The sequence below is a fragment of the Pseudomonas sp. FP818 genome (assembly GCF_030687335.1).
GTDB classification, from domain to species: Bacteria; Pseudomonadota; Gammaproteobacteria; order Pseudomonadales; family Pseudomonadaceae; genus Aquipseudomonas; species Aquipseudomonas shahriarae.
Genome location: NZ_CP117427.1, coordinates 3,891,021 through 3,914,882 on the forward strand (window position 1 = coordinate 3,891,021; position 23,862 = coordinate 3,914,882).

Annotated in this window: 20 protein-coding genes and 4 pseudogenes; 12 read left to right on the forward strand and 12 right to left on the reverse strand. The window is 54.8% G+C overall.

What is annotated here, in order from left to right:
* Positions 1-63 precede the first annotated feature (63 nt).
* Positions 64-242 (forward strand): annotated as a pseudogene (locus PSH80_RS17450) (IS3 family transposase); the annotation flags it as partial.
* A 21-nt stretch (positions 243-263) separates the two neighbouring features.
* Here PSH80_RS17450 and PSH80_RS17455 read toward each other — a convergent pair.
* Together PSH80_RS17455 and PSH80_RS17460 are read right to left on the reverse strand one after the other, a co-directional pair.
* On the reverse strand, positions 264-3,887 hold the full coding sequence (locus PSH80_RS17455) for a transporter substrate-binding domain-containing protein (RefSeq protein WP_370693744.1): 3,624 nt from the start codon (positions 3,885-3,887) through the stop codon (positions 264-266).
* Positions 3,888-4,025: 138 nt separating this feature from the next.
* On the reverse strand, positions 4,026-5,216 hold the full coding sequence (locus PSH80_RS17460; RefSeq protein ID WP_200660417.1) for an EAL domain-containing protein: 1,191 nt from the start codon (positions 5,214-5,216) through the stop codon (positions 4,026-4,028).
* Between the two features lie 214 nt (positions 5,217-5,430).
* Here PSH80_RS17460 and PSH80_RS17465 point away from each other — a divergent pair, with 214 nt between their 5' ends.
* The 10 genes from PSH80_RS17465 (at position 5,431) to PSH80_RS17510 (ending at position 13,714) form a co-directional block, all read left to right on the forward strand.
* Positions 5,431-6,057, forward strand: a complete 627-nt coding sequence (locus PSH80_RS17465) for a response regulator transcription factor (RefSeq protein WP_057960151.1) — start codon at positions 5,431-5,433, stop codon at positions 6,055-6,057.
* Between the two features lie 176 nt (positions 6,058-6,233).
* Complete coding sequence (locus PSH80_RS17470; protein WP_057960152.1) at positions 6,234-6,788, forward strand: fimbrial protein; 555 nt, start codon at positions 6,234-6,236, stop codon at positions 6,786-6,788.
* A 66-nt stretch (positions 6,789-6,854) separates the two neighbouring features.
* A complete protein-coding gene (locus PSH80_RS17475; protein ID WP_057960153.1) occupies positions 6,855-7,400 on the forward strand; it encodes a fimbrial protein in 546 nt (181 codons plus the stop codon).
* A gap of 44 nt (positions 7,401-7,444) precedes the next feature.
* Entirely contained in the window at positions 7,445-9,934 is a 2,490-nt protein-coding gene (locus PSH80_RS17480) for an outer membrane usher protein (RefSeq protein WP_152987962.1), read from the forward strand.
* A 21-nt stretch (positions 9,935-9,955) separates the two neighbouring features.
* Positions 9,956-10,714 carry a fimbria/pilus periplasmic chaperone gene (locus tag PSH80_RS17485; RefSeq protein WP_057960154.1) on the forward strand — a complete coding sequence of 253 codons (759 nt, stop codon included), beginning with the start codon at positions 9,956-9,958 and terminating at the stop codon, positions 10,712-10,714.
* A gap of 38 nt (positions 10,715-10,752) precedes the next feature.
* Positions 10,753-11,328, forward strand: coding sequence for a fimbrial protein (locus PSH80_RS17490; protein ID WP_081044279.1), 576 nt, complete (start codon positions 10,753-10,755; stop codon positions 11,326-11,328).
* Positions 11,321-11,821 (forward strand): fimbrial protein, encoded by a 501-nt coding sequence (locus PSH80_RS17495; protein ID WP_169990221.1) that lies wholly within the window; start codon positions 11,321-11,323, stop codon positions 11,819-11,821. Before PSH80_RS17490 ends, PSH80_RS17495 begins: the two co-directional genes overlap by 8 nt.
* A complete protein-coding gene (locus tag PSH80_RS17500) occupies positions 11,818-12,321 on the forward strand; it encodes a fimbrial protein (protein WP_169990220.1) in 504 nt (167 codons plus the stop codon). The genes PSH80_RS17495 and PSH80_RS17500 overlap by 4 nt, the downstream gene beginning before the upstream one ends.
* A gap of 8 nt (positions 12,322-12,329) precedes the next feature.
* Positions 12,330-12,863: a fimbrial protein gene (locus PSH80_RS17505; protein ID WP_169990219.1), complete on the forward strand. Its 534-nt coding sequence runs from the start codon at positions 12,330-12,332 to the stop codon at positions 12,861-12,863.
* Positions 12,864-12,868: 5 nt separating this feature from the next.
* The gene (locus tag PSH80_RS17510; RefSeq protein ID WP_128593367.1) at positions 12,869-13,714 is read left to right on the forward strand and encodes a hypothetical protein; all 846 of its coding nucleotides are present in this window, start codon (positions 12,869-12,871) and stop codon (positions 13,712-13,714) included.
* Between the two features lie 136 nt (positions 13,715-13,850).
* On the opposite strand, the gene PSH80_RS17515 is transcribed toward PSH80_RS17510, so the two are convergent.
* Positions 13,851-14,129 (reverse strand): tail fiber assembly protein, encoded by a 279-nt coding sequence (locus tag PSH80_RS17515; protein ID WP_169990218.1) that lies wholly within the window; start codon positions 14,127-14,129, stop codon positions 13,851-13,853.
* A 196-nt stretch (positions 14,130-14,325) separates the two neighbouring features.
* Between PSH80_RS17515 and PSH80_RS17520 the strand changes: the two are divergent.
* A pseudogene (locus tag PSH80_RS17520) lies at positions 14,326-14,640 on the forward strand (SOS response-associated peptidase family protein); the annotation flags it as partial.
* Positions 14,641-14,649: 9 nt separating this feature from the next.
* Here the strand turns inward: PSH80_RS17520 and PSH80_RS17525 are convergent.
* From PSH80_RS17525 to PSH80_RS17565, 9 genes and pseudogenes are all read right to left on the reverse strand, one after another.
* A pseudogene (locus PSH80_RS17525) lies at positions 14,650-14,826 on the reverse strand (DNA adenine methylase); the annotation flags it as partial.
* Between the two features lie 79 nt (positions 14,827-14,905).
* Positions 14,906-15,283: a hypothetical protein gene (locus PSH80_RS17530; RefSeq protein WP_057960160.1), complete on the reverse strand. Its 378-nt coding sequence runs from the start codon at positions 15,281-15,283 to the stop codon at positions 14,906-14,908.
* Positions 15,284-15,307: 24 nt separating this feature from the next.
* The gene (locus PSH80_RS17535; RefSeq protein WP_240435930.1) at positions 15,308-15,970 is read right to left on the reverse strand and encodes a hypothetical protein; all 663 of its coding nucleotides are present in this window, start codon (positions 15,968-15,970) and stop codon (positions 15,308-15,310) included.
* A 546-nt stretch (positions 15,971-16,516) separates the two neighbouring features.
* Positions 16,517-16,796: pseudogene (locus PSH80_RS17540) on the reverse strand (transposase); the annotation flags it as partial.
* Positions 16,797-17,057: 261 nt separating this feature from the next.
* The gene (locus PSH80_RS17545) at positions 17,058-18,359 is read right to left on the reverse strand and encodes a hypothetical protein (protein WP_305417725.1); all 1,302 of its coding nucleotides are present in this window, start codon (positions 18,357-18,359) and stop codon (positions 17,058-17,060) included.
* Positions 18,356-19,762: a hypothetical protein gene (locus PSH80_RS17550; protein WP_305417727.1), complete on the reverse strand. Its 1,407-nt coding sequence runs from the start codon at positions 19,760-19,762 to the stop codon at positions 18,356-18,358. The genes PSH80_RS17545 and PSH80_RS17550 overlap by 4 nt, the downstream gene beginning before the upstream one ends.
* Positions 19,759-20,265, reverse strand: coding sequence for a hypothetical protein (locus PSH80_RS17555; protein WP_305417729.1), 507 nt, complete (start codon positions 20,263-20,265; stop codon positions 19,759-19,761). The genes PSH80_RS17550 and PSH80_RS17555 overlap by 4 nt, the downstream gene beginning before the upstream one ends.
* Positions 20,240-21,223 (reverse strand): hypothetical protein, encoded by a 984-nt coding sequence (locus PSH80_RS17560; RefSeq protein WP_305417731.1) that lies wholly within the window; start codon positions 21,221-21,223, stop codon positions 20,240-20,242. The genes PSH80_RS17555 and PSH80_RS17560 overlap by 26 nt, the downstream gene beginning before the upstream one ends.
* Positions 21,224-21,548: 325 nt before the next feature.
* Positions 21,549-23,783 (reverse strand): ZirU family protein, encoded by a 2,235-nt coding sequence (locus tag PSH80_RS17565; protein WP_220172414.1) that lies wholly within the window; start codon positions 23,781-23,783, stop codon positions 21,549-21,551.
* Between the last annotated feature and the right edge of the window lie 79 nt (positions 23,784-23,862).

Genomic DNA, 23,862 nt, shown 5'->3' on the forward strand with positions numbered 1-23,862 from the left:
CGACTCATGCTGGCAACCAAATTGGTTGCCTTCAAAAAGCTGCGCCAATCGGAGCTGCTGCCCCAGTATGCAAGTCGTTTATTTCGCCAGCGGCTGTGGGGTTATCGAATGCGCCAGAGCATGAGCCGCTGGGGAAACTGCCGGGACAATGCGCCGATGGAGCGAGTGTTCCGCAGCTTGAAAACGGAATGGATACCGACGTGGATTACAGATTTATTCAAGAAGCTCAGCGCGACATAAGCAGTCCTAGAGACAATTCCCGTTCAAAGAGCTGCAAGTACCCGCTCCAATTGGAGTATGGAAAACTCCATCTCGCTCAACGCCTGGTTGAGCTCTTCAGACGAAGCCTGTGCATCAGCACATACCAACTCCATACGCCGGCAAGACTCGACCAGTTGCTCTCCTTTAACCACACGCGCAGCGCCTTTAATTCTGTGAGCCAACTCCCCTAACTTATCCGTCTCACCATTCTGAAGTAGGACTCTCAGCAACTGACAATCTTTGCGATTATTATTGATTAGCTCATCCAGTATTTCACGAAACTTTACCGGGTCATTATTGAGGAGCAACTCCAGAGGCCCCAGATCTACCAGTTGTAGTGAATCGGATGCCATCAGTGGCAATGTCGTCGCAGGACACTCGTTCTCTGCATCCCGATTCTGTTGTAGCCCCAACAATCTCGCGTCCAACTCATCAAGACCGATAGGCTTGATGAGACAATCATTCATGCCCGCTTTTATACACTGTTCTATTTCTTCCGGCTGCGCATCGGCCGTAAGGCCAATAATCATCGTGGGCTCTAGTCCTTGCTCCTGTTCGACTCTGCGTATGGCTAGTGCAAGGTCCGAACCACTCATGACCGGCATATGACAATCGGTAATAACAACATCGAAAGAGTGCTCGCCCCAGCGGTCGAAGGCACGCTGCCCGTCTTCTGCCTCATAGACATCATGACCCAAGAATTCCAGTTGTTGGTGTAATACTTGGCGGTTGACTTGGTGATCATCTACCACCAGAACTTGCAAGCAGTAACGTTGATGAGCCAAGGGTAACGCGGGTAACTGCGTGATGTTGATGCGCTCTAATACCTGTAAATGCAGCTCTACTTCTATCTTCGTTCCACGGCCTAAAGCACTGCTCATAGTGACATGGCCGCCCATCATTTCGCACAGCGAACGACAGATCACTAGTCCCAGGCCCGTCCCTTCGGTCTGTTGCACATTGCGCTGCGCCTGAACGAAAGGTCTGAACAAGCGTTGCTGATCATTAGGACTTATGCCTACACCGGTGTCTTCCACACTGAGGTGAACATTAAGCAGGCTGGCATCGACCAAGAACCCGGAAATACTGATCGTGATCGAGCCTTCTTCGGTGAACTTGATGGCATTGCTGATCAAATTGGAGAGGATTTGCTTGAAGCGTAGGGCATCGACTAGCACATCGCAGTTAATGCTCGAATCGATGTCAAGGATGAGGGTCAAGCGCTTTTGCCTAGCCAGCCCCTCGAACACCCTGGCCACAGACTCGATCAGTTCACGCAAGTTGGCACGCTTGGGCGACAGACTGAGACGTCCGGATTCGATGCGGGCGATGTCGAGAATGTCGCCGATCAACTCCAACAGGCTTTTTGCCGAAGTATGGGCGATTTCAATGCTCGCGCGGTCAATGGGCTTACTTTCGGCGCGCTTAAGTGCCAGCTCAAGGATGCCGATTACGGCGTTCATTGGCGTGCGAATTTCGTGGCTCATTGTCGCCAGAAAGCTGGTCTTGGCACGGCTGGCATCATCCGCGAGGGCTTTTGCTTCTCGTAACTGCTCCACCAACTGACGATGCTCAGTGATGTCTAACCAGCCACAAATAACCCCCTTTATCTCACCTTTGGGGTCCTGGAACGGTTGCACCCAGTGGTTGATCCACGCCTCCCTACCCTGGAGCTGAATGGCATGCACCGACTCGATCGTCTGGCCGTCGCGCATCGCCTTAAAGTAGTTGCGATGAAAATCCGGGAGGCTCTCGAAGTTTTCCTTGGGTAGCTGACGCACCGTTTTGTTCAGCACCTGCTCGGCGCTCAGGCCGACACTTTTCAAGTAGCTGCGGTTGCACGAGAGCATGCGTCCCTTGAGATCACGCACATACAGCGGCGGCGGCATGCAATCAGTCAGTGTTTCGACAAACTGCAGTTGATCGCTGAGCAACCGCTCTGCCCTTGCCCGGACTTTAATCTGGCGACGCAGATACACCACCCAGACCAACGACAGCAAAAGCAACAACACCGCAATCGCGACGATGTTGATGATAACCCTTTGGTAATCGACCCAGGTCTGGCCGCTCATGCCTGGTGGTGAACGCCAGCGATTGGAAATCGCATTGATCTCATCCGGGGCGATGCTTTGCATGACCTTGTTGATAATGGATTGCAGTTCGACATCACTTCGTCGCATCGCAAAGTTGAGCGTGGCAGGCCCGACATCAATCACCTGGTTGATCGCCAATTTATCGCGAAACAAACGCTCCTTGTAATAACGTGCTGCAGGCAACGCCACAATGGCGGCATCGACCTTGCCTTCATAGAGCAAGTTCATCGTATCCAGCGTGGTGCCAGCGTCAATTATCACTGCTTCGGGGTAGCGCTTGCGCAGTTGCTGTGAGCCCACGTGCCCAGTAGGAATCGCCACACGCTTGTCGGCCAGGCTCTCCAGCTTGCCTTGCTGTTCCTTGCTGCTAAGCAACACAAAGGGGCTGGTATCCAGCGGCCTGGAAAAACGCAGGAACGCTTCACGCTCAAGGCTGGCGGTCATCAAGGCCAGATCAGCTTCGTTATTTTTCAACGTTTCGATCATCTGCGGGTAACCGCCGCTGCGCAAAACAACCTCAAAATGCAGGCCCGTATTTAGGGTTATCACTTCGAGCAAGTCAGCGAACCCACCGGAAAATACGCCGTTCGAGTCGAAGTAGGCACCCGGCGCCATGTCATCATTGATTACCAGTCGCGCCACTGGGTTACGCTGGATCCAGCGTAACTGCTCTACGGTGAGGTCTAAGGGTTCTTCACTTGGAATAAAGCTGTTGCCGACCCAGCGCTTGGACAGGTTACGCAACGTATCGTCACCGATAGCCTCGATGGCGACATTGATGAGCCGCTGCAAGCGTGAGTTATCCGTGCGCAAGGCAAAACCATAACCGCCTACCGGTAGGTCGCTGAAACGCTCAAAGCGCAAGTAACCATAGTAGGAGTGGTTGATTCGGTAGTAGGCACTGTACAGATCGTCCAGATAAACGTCAGCTTGGCCAAAGGCTGCAGCGGCAATCGCCTCATCATGCTTGGCATACACCCGCAAATCGGCCTGCGGGTAGCGCTGCTTGAGCTCGTCGCTGTGTTCTTCGGTGATCGCTACGCGCAAGCCAGCAAGATCAACGGGTGAATGCCGAGGTTCGGTACTGCGTTTGAAAACCGCCAGCCTCTCCTCGGCATAGGGAATGCTCAGCAGTAGGTTCGGGCGTGGCCTGGTGCTGCCGTGAATACTGATCACATCAACGCTACCGGCCTGTAATGCCTTGTGCGCATCCTGCTCATTGGCGAAGGCCACGACCTTCACCTGCAAGCCCAATAGCTGCGCGACCAGAGCAGTTGCATCGGCGCTGATGCCCTCGTACAGGTTGTCTTGGGCATTGATCGAAAACGGCGCGGACGCGGCTGCCGATACGCCGACCTTGAGCTCGGCCTTGTGCCGCAGCCAATGCCAATCTTCGCTAGAAACAGCCAGATCGGGACGATCGATACGCAGTTGGCTGGACAGTACCTGCGGGGCTGGAGGTAATGATGTAGCCATCACCGGGGCGCCCCCCAAAAACAGCCCGATGGACAGACAGAATGGACGTAGATACATATGAAATAGGAGACCGAAAATGCCTGAAGTACGGGAATCCGTTGGCTGAAGGCCGTTCATTCAAGAGCCCGGCATGATACTGGAGGGCCGTCATGGATGAGGCAATAATAGTTCAAAGTCGCCTCTGTCGTTCAATCCTCAACGGTCCCAACCCGCCTGAACGGTACAGAAGTCTATAAAATGAGCTTCCGGCATGGGGCGTGCAAAAAGAAAGCCCTGGGCAAGGGTGGCGCCCAACTCAATGAGACGTACCTGTTGCTCGGTGGTCTCTACACCTTCGATAACCAGCGAGACCCCCAACGCTCGGGCTAACGCAACAGAACAACTGATGATTGCGGCGCTTTTTGGCTGGCTTTGCATCTTGCGTATAAACGCCCGATCGAGCTTGATCTCGCTGAACGGCAACTCACTGAGCCGGTCCAGCGAAGAATAACCAGCGCCAAAATCATCCATGGCTAGGCCACAGCCAAGCATACGTAGCCGCACCAAGTTCTCCAGGCTACTGGCCGGCGCACTCACGACACCGACTTCAGTGATTTCGAACATCACGCTGACCGCTGGCACCTGCGATTGCTTGAGCAACACGGCAATGCGCTCCGCCAGCCCGGTGCACGCCAGTTGTGCGGGATGCAGATTGAACGCTAGGTTAATCACCCGTCCTTGTACAGCCAGTCTTTGCTGCAGGGCCAGGCCCTGGTCAAAAAGCTGCCAGAACATCCTATCGACCAGATTGTGTTCTTCCATGACGGGCAAAAAATGCGCCGGCAATAAAACGCCCCACTGCGGGTGCGTCCAACGCGCCAAAACTTCTGCTCCGACCAGCAGTTGGCCCTCGAGAGTAACTTTGGGTTGGTAGTAGGCTTCAAATTCGCCGTTATCCAGGCCGCGTTGCACGTCGCCCAAGGTCGGCAATTCTGCTGGCGACAGTCTGGGAATGCTGCTGCAGTATTCCCGGTACCGTTTAACCAATAGGCTAAACCCATCAAGATTGAACGGCTTGCCCAGGTCGCCCAGAAAAGTAAGACCTAGGCAGTGAATCATCGCGACTGTGCCCTGACGTAGAACCGGATCCAGCTCGCTGCACAACACCACAGCACCGACTTTGCCGCTGCTGCTGGCATGACGCAAGAACGCCAGGCCATCCATGCCCGCCATTTTCAGGTCACAGAGGACGATGTCCACAGCGTCACAAGCGGCCAGGACAGCAATCGCTTCTTCTCCACCAGCAGCTTGCAGAATGGGTCCCTGAAGCACCTTTTCCAACGCGGTTACGGTGACAAGGCGCTGAAAGGGCTCATCCTCCAGCACCAAAACAGTCAAATCTTGCATTGCAGGTCTACACGCACGCAATTAAAGGACGAACAGTCTGCAAGGAGCGCTTCCTACATCTCCATGAGACTTTTCCTATGCGCACTGGGAAATTTCCTAAGGCAGCACTATCCTGCACTTACAGCTCTGCCGCTAATAGCTAATGGTGTTAACCTTATATCGCCGAGACTACACCGCTTCGTAACAAACGTTTTTTCAAGGTAGAACTCACATTATGCATAGCGTTCTTATAGTTGACGATCACCCGGTCATTCGACTTGCCGTCCGGGTCCTGCTGGAAAAGCACGGTATGCGTGTGGTCGCCGAAGCAGACAATGGTATCGACGCTGTTCAACTCGTGCGCGACCTGACACCACAAGTGGTTGTCCTCGACATTGGCATTCCAAAGCTGGATGGCTATACCGTTATCTCTAGAATCAAAGCCTTGAATGTACGCAGCGAGATTCTAATATTGACCTCTCAACCCGCCGATTCAGTGTGCCGGCGCTGCATCCAGCTGGGCGCTCGTGGCTTCGTCAATAAAGAAGAAGACTTGGGCAGCCTGATCAACGCGATCAAAGCCGTAGACGCCGGCTATAGCTTCTTCCCCTCTCTGTCCTTTGACAGCGTCAATTCAGCAGAACAACTTACTGAGCTTGAACAAATTCAGTCCCTAACAGACCGTGAAGTGACGGTATTGCAACACCTGGCCCAGGGGTACACCAATAAGCAGATTGGTGAAATGCTCTTTCTCAGCAATAAAACTGTTAGCACCTATAAAACCCGATTGCTACAAAAGCTAGGCGCCGCCTCGCTGGTCGATCTGGCCGAGTTCGCCAAGCGCAATGCATTGATTCCCTAACTGCCAACCAGCAAATTTGTAGGAAATTTCCCTATCATGCATAGGCAACGTCCTACTCATTTCTTCCCCTGTCACTCCTAAACTGGCTCCAGCTCAAGGGTACGGCGATACCCCGGCGCAAAGAGAGTTCAATTGAGTCCCCTTCAAGGACACCAACATCAATTTAGGAGTTTCAAATGAAAGTTAGTACGTTGGCTGGCGCGATAATGGCAATCACCTTGGCTGCAACTTCTGCTGTCAGTGTTGCCAAAGATCAGGGTCACGGTGTGATTACCTTCAAGGGCGCGATTATCGATTCGCCGTGTTCAATATCTCAAGAGTCGCAGTACCAGACTGTCGACATGGATCAAATCTCCAACGTAACCCTGAAAAACGGCGGCAAATCCAACCCGACTCCTTTCAAAATTGAATTGCGCGGCTGTGACCTGGGCGCTCTGAAGTCTGCGACGGCAACTTTCACCGGTTCGCCCTCGTCGAACCCGGACCTGCTGTCGCTGAAAGGCACTGCCCAAGGTGCAAGCCTGGCCATTGCCGATCACTCCGGCGCGCTCATCAAACTGGGCAGTGCTTCGCCTGCGCAGTCGCTGTCCAATGGCGACACCTACCTGCAATTCAATGCTTATCTGCAGGGCGACATGCTTGCTGCGGAAGGTGGCGGCGAAGCTGCCGCAGCCGAAATCGTACCGGGTAACTTCGAGACTTTCGCCAACTTCACCCTCGCATATCAGTAACGGATTTTGTCACTGAGGACTCCGCAGCACTTGCTGCGTGCTGCGGAGAACTTTGCGGAGGCGTAGATGAGTCGTTCAACCGCATTGCTGGTCACCCTGGCCCTTTGCACCTTGGGCGGGTCTGTCTGTTTGGCCGAGCCGGTGATGACTACTGGGCTCAAGGGGCGAGTGCAGATGACCGGAAGCATTGTCGATAGCGCCTGCACTATCCGTATGGGTAATGATAGCCAGACGATTGCATTTAAGCCCACAGCGCTTCACGGTTTAATCAATGGCGATACTACATCTAAACAACCCCTTAATATTTTTATAAATGACTGCATTACTTACCGTACGAACGACAACACTGAACCTTCGCAGCGTTTCCAATTAACATTTGAAGGTGAGTCCAATGGTAAATACTTCAGTGTTCAAGGCGTCGCACAGGGCATTGCCTTACAAATCAAAGACCAGGAAGGAAAGTTAGTTTCACCCGGCATGTTACTACAACACAGCAGTATGTCTCCCGACATGCTGACTCTTAACTACTCGCTGTCACTCGTCGGCAGTGGACATACATTGGAAGCGGGCGACTATCACGCCACGATTAAGCTGAGTATTCAGCACTTCTGAACTGCAGTTACCCAGTGCGCAGTTTCGCTCAAGGATTTAGTCACGTGGATCACCGTAAGGCATTGGCTGCTACGGCGTTGTGTTGTGTCGCGACGTGGGTAAATGGAGCCGAAGAATTCCAATTCAACACCGAGGTATTGGACCTCAAAGATCGCGAGAACCTTGATCTTGGAGTGTTTGCATCGGCCAACTTCATTATGCCCGGCCAGTACAGCCTGATGGTCCACATGAACCGCGATACATTGACGGAATTCCCGATCGATTACCTCCCGGCCGACGACGATCCGAAAAGCAGCGTCGCCTGTCTTTCCCCAGCCTTGGTCAAGGAACTGGGTCTGAAAGAACACGTCCTAAAGTCCCTGACCTGGTGGCACGACGGCGCCTGTCTGAACCTCAGTAGTGTTCCTGGCATGCAGGCACGTGGCAGCCTGAGTACTTCGGCACTGTACGTGAGCATTCCCCAGGACCAACTGGAGTACACGGCGGCAAATTGGGATCCGCCTTCACGCTGGGACGACGGCATCGCCGGCGTGCTGTTCGATTACAACCTCAACGCCCAGACCACCGAACGCAAACAAGGTAAAGGACGCACCGATAACCTCAGCGGCAATGGTACCGCCGGTATCAACCTGGGTGCCTGGCGCTTGCGCGGCGACTGGCAAAGCCAGATGCAACGCAGCGCCGACCAGCCTTCACAGCAGCAATTTGCCTGGAGTCGCTTTTACGCTTTGCGCGCTGTGCCGTCGCTACGTTCGAACCTGATCCTCGGTGAGGACTACCTGGACTCGAACCTGTTCGGCAGTTTCCGCTACACCGGCGGCAACCTGAGCAGTAACGACAACATGCTGCCCCCCAACCTCAGAGGTTATGCCCCAGAAATCAGCGGTGTAGCCCGCACCAACGCGCGCGTGGTAATTCGCCAGCAAGGCCGAGTGCTTTACGACACCCAGGTACCACCAGGCGCTTTTCGCATCCAAGACCTCAACGATGCGGTCTCTGGCCAACTTGACGTGCGCGTCGAAGAACAGGATGGCAGCGTCCAAGAATTCCAGATGGACACCGCCAGCATCCCCTACCTGACCCGTCCGGGTTCGGTGCGCTACAAGCTAGCTGCCGGCAAACCCTCTGATTGGGAGCATCAGCTTGATGGCCCGGCATTCGCCACCGGTGAGTTTTCCTGGGGGGTGAGCAACGGTTGGTCGCTGTATGGCGGTGGCCTCGGCGCCAAGGACTACGGTTCGCTGGCTGTGGGTGTAGGCCGTGACCTCATGGCGTTCGGTGCATTGTCCGTCGACGTTACACAGTCGCGAGCGACGTTGCCGGAGCGCGGCACATTGAGCGGTAAATCCTACCGCGCCAGTTACTCCAAACGCTTCGACGAGTACGACAGCCAGGTCACCTTTGCCGGCTACCGGTTCTCCGAGGAGAGCTACATGAGCATGAACGAATTCATCGAAGCCCGGCGAGGTGGCCAGCCACTGAACCAGAGCAAGGAAATGTATACCGCGACATTAAGCAAACAGTTTCGCGATTCCGCGCTGAGCGTGTACTTGAACTACAACCACCAGACCTATTGGAACAGCCAGGCGAGCGATCGCTATAGCCTGTCGTTGTCACGCTATTTCAACGTGGGAGGGTTGAAGAACCTCAGCCTGTCGCTCACCGCATACCAGAACAAGGCCAGCGGCACCTCAGATGACGGCGCTTACCTGTCGGTCAGCATTCCCTGGGGCAGCAATGGCTCATTCAGCTACAGCTCATCGGTAAACCAGGGGCAAAGCAGCCATAGCTTGAGTTACTACGACCGCATCGATGATCGTAACCACTACATGCTCAGCGCAGGCAAGGCCTCAAGCGGTGAAACGGCCAGCGGCTTCCTCTCTCATGATGGTGATGAGGCTCAGGTAACGGCCAGTGCCAGCTATCAGACCGGCGAGTACACCTCGGCGAGCCTGTCTTTGCAAGGCGGAGCAACCCTGACCGGTGAAGGCGCGGCCCTGCACCGTAGCAGCCTCATGGGTGGCACCCGGCTTCTGGTTGATACCCAGGGCGTAGCCGGCGTACCGGTGCGCGGCAGCGGCGGGGTCACCCGCACCAACCGTTTCGGCAAGGCTGTGATTAGCGACGTGAACAGCTACTACCGGAATCAGGCCAACATAGTTCTGGACAGCTTGGCCGACGACGTCGAAGCCACCCAATCAGTCACCCAGGCGACCCTGACCGAGGGCGCGATTGGCTATCGCCGCTTTGACGTTATTGCCGGCTACAAGTCCATGGTCATCATTCGCATGGCAAACCGCCGCGCTCCGCCCTTTGGCGCAACCGCCCAGAACAGCCGCGGCCAGGAAACCGGCATTGTCGGTGAAGAAGGATCGACTTACCTAAGCGGCATAAAGCCAGGCGAAACCATGTCGCTGCATTGGGATGGCAGCGCACGATGCACCTTCACCCTACCCGACCGGGTTACATCGCTTGAGCGACAACTGGAGCTGATGTGCCGGCCAGTCAGCGACGTGGATAACGCTGGCGCTTAATTTATTGCAATAGGTACCTCTATGAAAGCTCGCTTCAAACGCAACACTTTGCCCCTGCTCGTTTTGATCGGCGCGTGCACCGCACAGACCTGCCAAGCCGCCGTGTCGCTTGATCGTACCCGGGTGATTTTTACCGGCAGCGAGAAATCGGTCAGCCTCAGCGTCAGCAACCAGAATACCCAACTGCCCTATTTGGCCCAGGCCTGGATTGAAAACGAACAGGCCGAGAAGATCACCAGCCCCCTGGTGGTACTGCCTCCAATCCAGCGCCTGGAAGCCGGCACCACCAGCCAGGTGAAAATTCAAGGTCTGCCTGAACTGGGCCAACTGCCCCAGGATCGCGAATCACTGTTCTACTTCAACCTTCGCGAAGTGCCGCCGCGCAGCGATAAACCAAACACTTTGCAGATCGCGCTGCAAACGCGAGTGAAGCTTTTCTATCGCCCCGTGGCTATTGCTCCAAAAGCCGGTCTCAATGAAGCCCCCTGGCAGGAAAAACTGACGCTTACCCGACAGAACGACCGCTATTTAGTGAACAACCCGACGCCTTATTACATCACCGTGATCGATGCCACGCCCGACCTCAAAACCGCCAGCGCAACGGACTTCAAGCCCTTGATGATCACCCCCAGAGGTCAGTTGGATCTGGGTGTCAGCAGCAAGTCACTGGGCGACAAACCTGTATTGACCTACGTAAATGATTTCGGTGGCCGCCCGCAGCTGCAGTTCAGCTGCACCGCAGGTACCTGCACCGCCAGCGCCGTTGCCAACAACCGCTGACACCGAGCCATGACCTGTTCAAGTGAGGGCAAATCACGATGCTCGCAACACGTAGATGCCTGGTAGCCTTGCTGTGCAACGCCAGTGTTTGGACCTGGTCTCACGCCGCTGGCATTCCTGCACAGACGGCCGAACTCCAAGTCACCGGGAACTTGCTTGAGAGCGCCTGTTACCTAGATCCGAGCTCCGCCTATCAGACCTTGTCGCTGGGAGACCTGAGCACTGCGCGCCTTTCACGCATTGGCGATCAGGGCGCTCCGGTGGCCATGCAGCTCAAGTTGCAAGGCTGTGTGCGTAGCGATGGTGGTCGACGTGATGATCAGCAAGGCACGCTGGTTTGGAGCGCGATTGAACCGGTGGCTACGCTGGCCTTCAACGCGGTCGCGGATGCCGATACCCCCGACCTGATCAAGGTGGTTGGCGCCGAGGGCTTCGGCCTGCGTGTACTCGATGTCCAAGGCAACGACGTACGCCTAGGCCGCACCGCACCGGCCTGGTTCGTCTCGCCTGGAGAGAGCCAGTTGACGTACTACATCCGTCCTGAACGCACCGCAGCCGCTTTGCGCCCCGGCGCCTTTCGCGCCAGTCTAAATGTGTACCTGACGTATGATTGAATTTCCCGCGATGAAAGTCGGAAAAACTGCACTTCTCGCCGTGCTAGTTACTTGTGCATCTACTTCTCCCGCTAACGAGCGGGCAGTAAGAATTCAAGGTATTGTATATGCCGCAATTCCTTGTGTTATTAACAAAAACGAACCTATTACTCAGTCGTTTGGCGATGTGCAGACCACGGGCATCAATGGACATTACAAAACTATCACCCTGGGCTACTCCCTCGACTGCACACGCTCGTTGACAAATGATCTACGCCTGCAGATCCGCGGTAACGACGCGGGTTTCAACTCCACGCTGCTGAGAGTCCCAGGGTATGAAAACCTCGGCATCGCGTTAACAAAAGACGGTGAACCGCTGGCAATCAACACCTGGGCAAACTTTGACTCTCGCAGGCAGCCATTATTGCAAGCGGTGTTGGTTAAACGCCAGAACAGCGAGATCAAGGCGGGTCCGTTTAGAGCTGGCGCAACCCTTGTGGTCGACTATCAATGAAGACACTAGGTTACATGTTACCGGCACTATGGTTCACCGCCCTAAGCTTTCCGAGTCTGGGCCAAGACAATCTGCAGTTCACCGGAAATTTGCTGGCGCCCCCCGCCTGTATTATTAGCAATAAGGGTGGCCGTATAGATGTGCACTTCGAGCGCAATATCGCCGTCAATCGCATTGATGGTGAGCTTTATCGCCAGGCGATCGCCTATCAGATCGAATGTCCGGGTGCGGCTGGCACTGGTATCGCCTGGCACATGCGCCTGACTCTCAAAGGAGCGTACGCAGACTTCGAGCCTACTGCCCTGAAGACCTCGGTGGACAACCTAGGCATCAAAGTACTGCTCGGTGGCACCGTGCTGATTCCGAACGAATCTCGAGAGATCGATGTCAGCGCATCGACGCCACCGCTGCTCGAAGCCGTACCGGTAAAGCTCCCCGCTGCTCAGTTGCCCAGCACTGACTTTACCGCCTCAGCGCTTTTGATGGCCGAACTATACTAGGAGTATCTATGGGTAAGTACACGACCACCTTAAGTGCCTGGTTAGTTGTAAGCCTATGGTCGCCTGCAGCGCAGGCGACACCGGACAACCTGTACTTTTCTGGCACGTTGGTTAATGAACCTTGTGTACTCGCGGAGAATGACAGGGAGATTCTGCGGGACTTCAGCACCGTAATCGACAAGGATCTTTATCTCAACGGCAGAACTAAGGGTCTCCCGATTGAACTACACCTGACCAACTGTGACCCGGATGTCGGCAAACGTATGGTCAGCATCACCTTCAGCGGCAATGAAAGCAAAGAGCCTCCCGGGCTGCTGGTGCTTCAAAGCGCCACAGTAAAAGGTCTGCTGGTCGGGCTGGAAACTAAAAGTGGCACTGCCCTGCCATTGAACAAGACTCACCGCATGGGGCCGCTAACTATCGGCGACAATTTGCTCAGCTTCAATACTTACCTGCAAGGCGAGCCCAAGGCACTTGCTAATCACGCCCTAGGGCTTGGTGATTTTGAAGCATCTCTTACTTTTTCCCTAAGTTACGAGTAATCAACATGAAAAAAATTTCCGTAACGGTGCTGCAAAAAGTTTTCGCTGGGATACTATTATGGGCCTCAGCGTTACAAGCACAGGCCTACTACACCCTCACCACAACAGACAGTCGTATAGAATCGGGCGGGGTGCGCTATTATTTCCTAGTAAGCGGGTGGACAACTGGCGACACCAGCCCGAGCCCTTGCGCATCCGACGACCCACAATTAACTTTATGCACAATTGGCATTGCTGCGCTGCAGCCATATTCGATTATCTATGTAGGAGAGTACAACTCTTGGGAGGTACCTGTTCGCCATGGCGCGTCTACTTTGGGCCAATTACTCTCAGACCTACAGATGAAAGGATTTAGAATCCCTCTAAGTGGATCGATTCTAGTTCCTCGTCAATATGCCGATAATAATATCTGCATAACATTTACGTACTCCCGAGTCGGCCCCAGTGTCGGCGGCGCCTATAATCCTTTCGGGCCATGCGCCAGAGTTGGCCCTGTAGCAGTTCAATGCGAAATATCGGGGAATGCCACTATTGACCATGGAAGCCTTCCCGACAATAAATTATCAGGAGCAAAGGCTTCAACCCAGCTCGATTTGCAGTGCCGAGGCTCAACTAACGTTACAGTTTCAGCATCCAGGACAAACTCTTTAGGCGTGCAACTCGACGACTATTGGACTCTATTCTCAAAGATCACCGTAAATGGCAAGGACGCGACTAGAGGCATCAATGTGAATGTTACTGATGGTCAAACCAGCAAATTAGACATTACCTCGACACTGAGTACCCCCACGGGAGCAGTCACACCCGGCAAGTTCACCGGTTTCACGGTGATTACCGTTTCACCGCCTTGAGTTGCGTGTGATCGCAACTTGTTAAAAAAGCGCTTTCCGTGATCCAGTAACGCTGTTTAATAATCGCCCAGGGCCTGTACGAAATACTTTGAAACCGCCGTTGCCACACCTGAGATACGAGATCAACAGCGCGGTACTAGGACGCGGCGGGCCAATCAATTGCGAGCGGATACCCTTCCTGCTCAGGCACGCGGCTCAGGGCCACGCGGTACTTCTTACAGGCCTTGAGGGTCGTCAGCTCTGCCGCTGTAGCGTCGTCGATATCGACTGCATCCTGCAGGTGCCTGATTGCGTAATCCGCCTCGGCTCGCAAGTGCGCGATCTGGTTTTGTGCAGCCACCACAGGATCAAGCGCAGGTGGCGGCAGCTCTTCCTGTGGGGGCAGATCCGGCACTAGGATGTGCAGCGTGATCATGACCTTCAAATCGTACGACTCGCCCTCTTTGGCCATGGTGAGTGGCGAGGCATTCCTATGGCCAACACAAAGCTGGCGACGGTCCTAGAAACCGCGCCGCGTTTCATCAGGGCATCGGCAGCCCCGCATATCTCAGCATATGCCGAGCGGTTTTCAAGAACACCGTTCGCCCCCACGTCCGCGAATTCCCCATGGAGATGGCGCGCCGGTGCTGTGCGCGACCGTAGGCCAGCTACCCGACGCAGATGAAGGCCAAGGCGAGCATGACGGCTTTGTGATCATCACCGCCGACAGCGCCGGCGGCATGGTAGACCTTCACGACCGGCGGCCTGTGGTGCTCACGCCGGAGTTGGCCAGGGAATGTCTGGACCCGGGCACGCCCAAGGAGCGTGCCGAGCAGATGGTATTGCACCAGGGCAAATCATCGGAGGTGTTCGAATGGTTCAAAGTCGAGAAAGCCGTGGGCAACGTACGGAGCAAAGGGCCTGAGCTGATTGCACCAATGCGCTGATAGTGACCATTACCAGTTCATAATAGCCAGCTCGCCTGTTTTTTCTGCTACACCCTTCCTCGGGTTGGCCCTGCTGTAACGGATATCCATCGCCTCCATGCGGAACCCTTTAAACACCCGTCGGACTTCGGGATGATCATTGATGCTTACCATCACCTTGTCTTCGCAGGCGCGCATGAATTCATGCCATTCGCTAAAATCCTGCACCTCGCAAGGCCGCTCCGTATAGTTAGACCCGCCCCTCTTCTTGCCAGTGGCCCATGCGCTACCTTACTGGTGCCATCTCGACCGCTACACAACGCCCTTTCGTCCGCACCTTCTGCACCAGTCGCGCTCTGTTGACGAACACATTGATCTCGCAACTGCCTGAGTGTTGTACGTCTTCCCAGTATTCTGCGTGCACAAGTTGCCCGTTCTGCGGCCCCGTGTAAGTACCCGCTGCTTCACGTGAGACATAGCTACTGTCACGTACATACCTAAGCACTACCATATCTTCCTCCGGCGCCACCATGATCTGCCTTGGCACACCGAAGAAGTCGATCAGTTCGCCCACCGGGCGATCTTTCCAGGTACTGCTGGCCGACAATGATGCACAGCCACTGAGCAAGGTGGCGAGCAAGGCCAACATAAACAATCGGTTCATAAGGTCTTCTCCCTGAAGGTCGCGTTACTTGGCAGGCATCTGCGCGAACCCGTCATCTATCTTCTGCAGGATGGCCGTCTTGGCGGCCTCGCGGTTCAATATCTCGAAGAAGTGCGGCCCTGCCTTGCTCATTTGCGACGCGGACATCACACCCAAGTGCTCCATCTTCTTGGCCTGGCGTTCAGTCGGCTTACAGACAAAGTCACGGCTTTGCATCAGCCAGGCGTCAGGTTTGCTCTGCCATTGTCTGGAATACTTCGCATCGCGAAACCCATTGAACACGCTGCGGAAATCCGCTGCACCCATTACTCGCACGCGGTTCTTCGCACAATCGATTTCGACATCGTAAGAGGTGAAGTCGGGCTTTCCGGGCTCTTCGTAAAGTTGATAGACACCCAATGATTTCGCCCCACCTGGACGATTGACGATGTGAGTGGGGTCGCCGTCTGCGATGAACACTTGATTCTTGCCCAAGGCACCCTGGTAGTGAACGACCCAGAAGTCGCCCTTCAGCACTTCGCTCGCTTGGGCAGCGAGGGCACTACACAGTAATGCGGCAGGCAGGCAGGCAGGAGATGCCTTGTAAAAGCGATCATAGGGGCGGCCCTTTGCCGTTATTTTTGAAGAAAATAGTTTCACACCCTGGACATGAGGCAAAGGGCCATCTAGCACATTCGTACTATTCATAAGAGAGTTCTACGCCAATACCATCGCGATACAGTCGGTCATGCGCTTCGGCGACTAAGCAGGAACAAAAAAATCACAACTCTTGTCGCAGTATGGATTCCCAAGCAGGATTCGATAAGGCGGTGCTGTGCATCTCTATCGACACATCGAATTAGCACATTACGATGCTGATTCGGCGCTAAAGCACTAGAAAAAGGATTTTGGAAAAGGTTAAAGAAAATAACCATAGCTGGTGTCACTCTTGCACTTACAGGTTGCGGACTTCTCCCTCCCCCAGCGCCACCTGCTCCCCCTACAGTCGAGCACTCTATTGCAAGCAAGACCGAAATCGTCGATGCAAAAAGGAAGCTGCTCAGACATATTTCAGACCCCGACTCCGCGAAATTTGAAACTATTTATAAATTCAAGGGGCGTTTCGCTAGTGGTAAAAGCTATGAAGGAGTCTGTGGTTATGTGAATTATAAAGGCGCAGAAGGTGGCTATGAAGGATTTACACCGTTTATGGTCGTTGGGGATGTGGTCTCTTATTACGGTGACCATTTACCTCACAACTACCATATCCTCAGGAATCGGCGCGCTCAGGGTCAAGTGCGCAAACTGGCGGATGGGCGTGATTATACAGCGCCTCTTCCATGGCAGGATCAAGAACCAGTTTTGCCGCAAGTGAATGCGCAGCATGGTATCCAGCGGATACGGTTTGCGGCCACCGCCAGCCTTCGGATAATAAGGCTCGTATCAACGCCCGTAAACCGCTCCAGGGCACGACCTGATCCATCGCGGCGTGTTTGCTTGCGTATTCGAAATCGGAAAAGCTCAGCTGGCTCATGAAGCACTCTGGGCAGGTGTGAGGCTGTATTTCAGCATACTTGGGGGCTTGTTCGGAGTTTCCCTATTGAAAACAAATGCCGTTTTTTTTGCGCAGGGCACGCGCCACCAAAACTTACCACCATTCTGAAACCGGTGAAGCCAGAAAGGACATGCCGTTGCCGGCAGTCCCTCCCTAAAACCATAGTTGCGACTTTGCTCGCACACCACCAAGCACTTCAATAGATCGTTAGCAAACCCGGTTATCTCGCTTGAACTTCACTTATCTCGAACCAGCAATGCAGGCCACCTGCATGTTAGTCTCTGTATAGTTTTTGCTTCTATAGCCATTATTCATGTCGACAGCATAACCTTCTTCACTAGAGGGTTGATCATTGGCCCAATAATAGTACGCCGGAGCGTCCTCTGTGAACGGCCATCCGTAGATAGTGTTCATGATTTTATTACCCTGCGCGTTTTCCGAACCAGCCGGCGCAGCACCTGTTAAACGGGTAAATATCTGTTGTAAATCGCTTGATTCTGCCAATTTTCCTCCTCGGGATGCGCAAAAGTTTCTTGCTGCGTTCCATGACATCCGCTTCGCTTTTGGTTGAATGAACGGTCTTATCGCACTTGCGACAGGCCCTAGCGAGGCAGAAATTTTTTCTACACCATTCAAGTTTGTCGTTGAAACCGGTGTCACTTTAAAGGTAATAGTCTCATTTTGATCGGCGAAGACTAGCTGGTAGGTTTTGTTGGTAGCCGTAGGAATGGCATTCGCAGCCCGGTACCATTGGATCTTATTCGTCACTCCGATATTGTTGCCAACGGGTTTAAATTCTGCCTCTAGGGTCTGACCGACCATGACGGTATATCCTTCGGAAGTAGGTCGCTTAATTTTCAGATCAGTGACACTAGGGGGGAGCTCTGTAGTAGCCATTACCTTGTTGCCAATCAACGGTACTTCCAGATTATTTTTAGGCAACATTGTCAATTCCACCACGCGACCAGAATATGTCGCCAGATCCAAGGGCGGCGACTGCACGGTGCCGTTACCAGTTACCACGTCCGTCGAATTGTCGACAGCCCCTTCTGTTGTGCCTACCAGGCCCCATGCATAGGTCGAACTATCCGACCCGCCGTTCGGATCATTGTAGGTATAGGTTGCTGTCAGTACCTGATTCTGATCCAGAATACCGCTGATGCTCAGCTTATCGATCTGCGGCTTCTTGGAGGAGTCGATCACTGTGCCGCCTGTGCCACCCGTCGAGTTCGCCGTCGTCTTGGTCTCCACATTGCCGGCTACACCAGCAAGGTTCTTCGCCTGCACCGACACTTCCAGCACCTGACCGGCATCGGTATCACGTAGGGTATAACCTGGCACCACACCGCTGTTGGTGACCTGATCGCCGCTCGCAACACCATTGGCCGTCGAGTCTTTCACACCCCACTTATAGGTCGACGCATCAGCCGAGCCACTGCCGTTGGCATCGTATGTGTACTGACCCGTCAGGTTTTCACCCACATTCAGCTTGCCGTTGATCGTAAGGTCAGCGATGACCGGGGCGACGTTCAGGTTAATCACACCCCTGCACCGTCACCGCCGGTGGTACCGGTCGAGTTCGCCGTCGTCTTGGTGTCCGTGTTGCCCACGGTGCCGGCCTGGTTCTTCGCCTGCACCGACACTTCCAGCACCTGACCGGCATCGGTATCACGTAGGGTATAACCTGGCACCACACCGCTGTTGATGACCTTATCGCCGCTCGCAACACCATTGGCCGTCGAGTCTTTCACACCCCACTTATAGGTCGACGCATCAGCCGAGCCACTGCCGTTGGCATCGTATGTGTACTGACCCGTCAGGTTTTCACCCACATTCAGCTTGCCGTTGATCGTAAGGTCAGCGATGACCGGGGCGACGTTCAGGTTAATCACACCCCCTGCACCGTCACCGCCGGTGGTACCGGTCGAGTTCGCCGTCGTCTTGGTGTCCGTGTTGCCCACGGTGCCGGCCTGGTTCTTCGCCTGCACCGACACTTCCAGCACCTGACCGGCATCGGTATCACGTAGGGTATAACCTGGCACCACACCGCTGTTGGTGACCTGATCGCCGCTCGCAACACCATTGGCCGTCGAGTCTTTCACACCCCACTTATAGGTCGACGCATCAGCCGAGCCACTGCCGTTGGCATCGTATGTGTACTGACCCGTCAGGTTTTCACCCACATTCAGCTTGCCGTTGATCGTAAGGTCAGCGATGACCGGGGCGACGTTCAGGTTAATCACACCCCCTGCACCGTCACCGCCGGTGGTACCGGTCGAGTTCGCCGTCGTCTTGGTGTCCGTGTTGCCCACGGTGCCGGCCTGGTTCTTCGCCTGCACCGACACTTCCAGCACCTGACCGGCATCGGTATCACGTAGGGTATAACCTGGCACCACACCGCTGTTGATGACCTTATCGCCGCTCGCAACACCATTGGCCGTCGAGTCTTTCACACCCCACTTATAGGTCGACGCATCAGCCGAGCCACTGCCGTTGGCATCGTATGTGTACTGACCCGTCAGGTTTTCACCCACATTCAGCTTGCCGTTGATCGTAAGGTCAGCGATGACCGGGGCGACGTTCAGGTTAATCACACCCCCTGCACCGTCACCGCCGGTGGTACCGGTCGAGTTCGCCGTCGTCTTGGTGTCCGTGTTGCCCACGGTGCCGGCCTGGTTCTTCGCCTGCACCGACACTTCCAGCACCTGACCGGCATCGGTATCACGTAGGGTATAACCTGGCACCACACCGCTGTTGGTGACCTGATCGCCGCTCGCAACACCATTGGCCGTCGAGTCTTTCACACCCCACTTATAGGTCGACGCATCAGCCGAGCCACTGCCGTTGGCATCGTATGTGTACTGACCCGTCAGGTTTTCACCCACATTCAGCTTGCCGTTGATCGTAAGGTCAGCGATGACCGGGGCGACGTTCAGGTTAATCACACCCCTGCACCGTCACCGCCGGTGGTACCGGTCGAGTTCGCCGTCGTCTTGGTGTCCGTGTTGCCCACGGTGCCGGCCTGGTTCTTCGCCTGCACCGACACTTCCAGCACCTGACCGGCATCGGTATCACGTAGGGTATAACCTGGCACCACACCGCTGTTGGTGACCTGATCGCCGCTCGCAACACCATTGGCCGTCGAGTCTTTCACATCCCACTTATAGGTCGACGCATCAGCCGAGCCACTGCCGTTGGCATCGTATGTGTACTGACCCGTCAGGTTTTCACCCACATTCAGCTTGCCGTTGATCGTAAGGTCAGCGATGACCGGGGCGACGTTCAGGTTAATCACCCCCCCTGCACCGTCACCGCCGGTGGTACCGGTCGAGTTCGCCGTCGTCTTGGTGTCCGTGTTGCCCACGGTACCGGCCTGGTTCTTCGCCTGCACCGACACTTCCAGCACCTGACCGGCATCGGTATCAGTAGGGTATAACCTGGCACACACCGCTGTTGGTGACCTGATCGCCGCTCGCAACACCATTGGCCGTCGAGTCTTTCACACCCCACTTATAGGTCGACGCATCAGCCGAGCCACTGCCGTTGGCATCGTATGTGTACTGACCCGTCAGGTTTTCACCCACATTCAGCTTGCCGTTGATCGTAAGGTCAGCGATGACCGGGGCGACGTTCAGGTTAATCACACCCCCTGCACCGTCACCGCCGGTGGTACCGGTCGAGTTCGCCGTCGTCTTGGTGTCCGTGTTGCCCACGGTGCCGGCCTGGTTCTTCGCCTGCACCGACACTTCCAGCACCTGACCGGCATCGGTATCACGTAGGGTATAACCTGGCACCACACCGCTGTTGGTGACCTGATCGCCGCTCGCAACACCATTGGCCGTCGAGTCTTTCACACCCCACTTATAGGTCGACGCATCAGCCGAGCCACTGCCGTTGTCGTCATAGCTGTACACGCCGGTCAGGGCTTCACCGATGCTCAGCTTACCCACGATGTTCAAATCAGAGACCACCGGCTTCGCCGCTGGATCACCGTACACAGTTGTCTCCAGGCTTGCGACTTGGCCCACGGACGGCTCGGAGCGCGCAGGGTCGGTCCTAGGCGTGACCTCTACGCTCAGCCGTTCGCCTGGACGATCACCGTTGCTCTCAGCCACGGTGTAACTGAACGCAGTTGCGCCTTGAATAGGTTGACCATCGCGCAGCCATTGCACTGTGGTCCCTTGCTCCAAGTCCCCATCCAGGTCGCTAAAATCATAGGTCAGCGTAACGGTGTCGCCAAATGCCGGTATCAGCTTGTCAAACGCAAGGTTACTGGCGACCGGGGCTCGCCCGTTAATCCGAGAAGTGGGCTCGGAAGTGTATTTTTCCGCATACACCGGCACACCGTACATAAATTGCGATGCAATCAATATTCCAGCGGTGATCTTGTTTCTGAATAACTTCATGAGCGCTATCTAAACCTGAAAAAGAGAATTCGAATATTCAAAAGACCAAGCACCGAGAAGACGCTCTGCGCGGCAGAAGACTGCTATCGAACGTCCACTGCTCTGCCTACGCATCCGCGGCTTACGCGCCTGGCCACCACACCTAGGTTAAAAACAAGATCCGTAACAAGCCGGGCATCCGGTGACATCCCGCCATTTGCCCACCCACCACAGCAGTTGCAGGGCCACTGCCACGGCACAGATGTCCCTGGGACAAAGCCTCATAACCCTTCATCTGTACCCTTCAGCGCGTCCAGTGAACCCGTGACCGCAGTGAATGCGTCATCTAGGGCGTGACTTTTTGGGATTCAACCGTCACCCGAACCCGCTTGAGTTGATACCCCGGTTGGATTGTGAAGGTTTGTCCCGTCGCCCCTGCCACATCGACATACACGCCGCTGCCTGGGGTGGTTTCTTCTTCCCATTGGTAGAGGAAGCTACTGGCACTACAACTAGTGGCACACACCACCATCGCAGTGAGTACGTCACCCACCAAAGGAACACCATTCAACGTGTTGCCGGCGTGGTCCTGAATGATCACTACCGGGATCTGTGTATCAATTGAGCTGGCCGTGTTCATGCTGGAGGTATTACCGATAATTCCAGCACCGTTTTGCGCGGTAACCTGAAACGTCAACACGCTGCCAACGTCGGCACCGTCGAGCAAATAGGTGTTATCAGTCTCGGTATGGCCGCCGTTAAGCCAAACCATTGTTGATTTGTCGGTGGGCTCACCGCCGTTAGATGTAAAGGTATAGACCCCCGTTAACGTCGAACCCACGCTGAGGCTGCCATTGATGGCCGTTACATTAACTGCCGGCACCAAGGTATTGGGAGTTACGGTGACGGTATAACTGGCTGAACCGAAAACTTTACCGGCTCCATCGTGTTCAACGGCAGTAATGGTCACCGTACCAAGCACCAGAGCACTCAACACACCGGTCACGGAGTCGACGCTCAGTGCCAGTGGGTCAGAGGATGAGTAGGTCACCAAACCTTGGCGCCCGCCTTGAACACGCATACCAGGATCACTGGTTCCCACCATCATGCTCATGTTACTCAGCGCAAAGGTCAGCGGCGCATACTTGTCTTTTTCCTGATACTCAAGAACGATGTTGTAGTTGCGATTGACGATATCGGTCTTGGCTTGTGCCAGTGGGCGTAGGGCAATAGCTTTTTCCGGATCAAGCAATTCATTGAGTGATTTATCGAAGTCCCAAGTCAGCCCCATGCCCAGCTCCCAGCCCCCAAGGCCACCGGTAACTTTGGTATGTTGAGCGTTCAAGTTAAGCAAAGGGATCGGTTGATACTTGGCACCCAAGGTATAGCCTTTAGGATTTTTTTCCGTCTGACTACGGCTACCTGAGACGTCGACGCGGTCGCCCTGCCACTGGAAGTATTTACCAGAGAGCGACAGCTGTTGAATGCCGGGCATCGCGGTTTCCACATTAGCGTCCCAGCCCTTAGCGGCACGTTCCTGAAGGAAGCGGGTGTCTGGATTACTGTTCAGCCGATGATCGTTGGAGTGTTTCCAGCCGCTGAGTGGGGCGTAGTAGTTAGCCGAGAAGCGCGCCTGATCGGTCCAGGCTTCGCCTCCGATGCCGCCACGGGTGTGGTTGCGAGACATGTCCTGATCGAGAAAGCCGTTTACCCCCAATACCCAATGCGGGTCCACTTGCTTGCGATACCCCAGTCCGACGTTGGCCAGATTGCGTTCGCCAAAGGTGCGTGCGCCTATTTGAGCGAAGACAATGTCGATGTCACGCTCGTACAACGGCTGGAGGTAATCCAGCGAGTAGCCGACCTGGCCGCTGTTGACGTTGGCCTGGATTCCGACCTTAGCGGTGCCATTGGCGCCGAGGAACTTCTCGATCTCGCGAGACGCACCGCCGGTCACCCCGCCCATGGCACGCTGAGTCAGCATCCCGGTTGGGTCTGCGCCTTTTTTCTGGTTGGCCCCCAACAGTTGGGCAGCACCCACCACCTCCTGCGCTAAGGCACTGGTCAGTTGATCCTGTTCTTTGAGCTGTGCCGCACTCAGCTTGCCATTGCCTGCAAAGCCCACCGGACCGGGCACCAAAATGAAGTCGCCTGCCTGGAGCGTGGCCAGTTTGCTGGCCAGCATAACCTGCCCGTTTAAGGCTGAAAGTTCACGAGTGGAACGGTTAAATTTTCCGGCAACTGCGGCCAGGGTTTCACCGGGCTTGAGTTGATAGACGAGGTAATTGCTATACAGCCGTGCCTCACCCTGCGGACTATAAGGTACTAGTACCGAGCTGGATGACCAGCCGTAGGCTTTAAATTGTTCGCGCAATGATGTCAATGCACTGACCGGCAGAGAAAAGCGTTCGGCAATAGCTTGTAATGTCTCACCTTGAACCGGTGGGTAGATAATGTATTGCAGAACTTGCTCTGCCGCGACAGTTTTCTGATAAGGCGCAGCCACCGACGAGGCGATATGACCTGTAAAGAACAGCAGGGTCAAATAGGTGAACGCTTTTTTATTTTGAAAGAAAATCATTAAACTCTACCCAAGAAAAATCTATCAAGCGAGCACCCAAAGGTGCAGGCCTCCTTAATAGTCCAACACTTGGACTTCA

Bases quoted from the DNA above. Each gene is read 5' to 3' on its own strand.
- PSH80_RS17465 (WP_057960151.1), top strand. From the start codon at position 5,431: ATGCATAGCGTTCTTATAGTTGACGATCACCCGGTCATTCGACTTGCC.
- PSH80_RS17495 (WP_169990221.1), top strand. From the start codon at position 11,321: ATGATTGAATTTCCCGCGATGAAAGTCGGAAAAACTGCACTTCTCGCC.
- PSH80_RS17565 (WP_220172414.1), bottom strand. From the start codon at position 23,783: ATGATTTTCTTTCAAAATAAAAAAGCGTTCACCTATTTGACCCTGCTG.
- PSH80_RS17510 (WP_128593367.1), top strand. From the start codon at position 12,869: ATGAAAAAAATTTCCGTAACGGTGCTGCAAAAAGTTTTCGCTGGGATA.
- PSH80_RS17490 (WP_081044279.1), top strand. From the start codon at position 10,753: ATGCTCGCAACACGTAGATGCCTGGTAGCCTTGCTGTGCAACGCCAGT.
- PSH80_RS17455 (WP_370693744.1), bottom strand. From the start codon at position 3,887: ATGTATCTACGTCCATTCTGTCTGTCCATCGGGCTGTTTTTGGGGGGC.
- PSH80_RS17560 (WP_305417731.1), bottom strand. From the start codon at position 21,223: ATGAAGTTATTCAGAAACAAGATCACCGCTGGAATATTGATTGCATCG.
- PSH80_RS17485 (WP_057960154.1), top strand. From the start codon at position 9,956: ATGAAAGCTCGCTTCAAACGCAACACTTTGCCCCTGCTCGTTTTGATC.
- PSH80_RS17535 (WP_240435930.1), bottom strand. From the start codon at position 15,970: ATGAATAGTACGAATGTGCTAGATGGCCCTTTGCCTCATGTCCAGGGT.
- PSH80_RS17515 (WP_169990218.1), bottom strand. From the start codon at position 14,129: ATGATCACGCTGCACATCCTAGTGCCGGATCTGCCCCCACAGGAAGAG.
- PSH80_RS17500 (WP_169990220.1), top strand. From the start codon at position 11,818: ATGAAGACACTAGGTTACATGTTACCGGCACTATGGTTCACCGCCCTA.
- PSH80_RS17475 (WP_057960153.1), top strand. From the start codon at position 6,855: ATGAGTCGTTCAACCGCATTGCTGGTCACCCTGGCCCTTTGCACCTTG.
- PSH80_RS17470 (WP_057960152.1), top strand. From the start codon at position 6,234: ATGAAAGTTAGTACGTTGGCTGGCGCGATAATGGCAATCACCTTGGCT.
- PSH80_RS17530 (WP_057960160.1), bottom strand. From the start codon at position 15,283: ATGAACCGATTGTTTATGTTGGCCTTGCTCGCCACCTTGCTCAGTGGC.
- PSH80_RS17460 (WP_200660417.1), bottom strand. From the start codon at position 5,216: ATGCAAGATTTGACTGTTTTGGTGCTGGAGGATGAGCCCTTTCAGCGC.
- PSH80_RS17505 (WP_169990219.1), top strand. From the start codon at position 12,330: ATGGGTAAGTACACGACCACCTTAAGTGCCTGGTTAGTTGTAAGCCTA.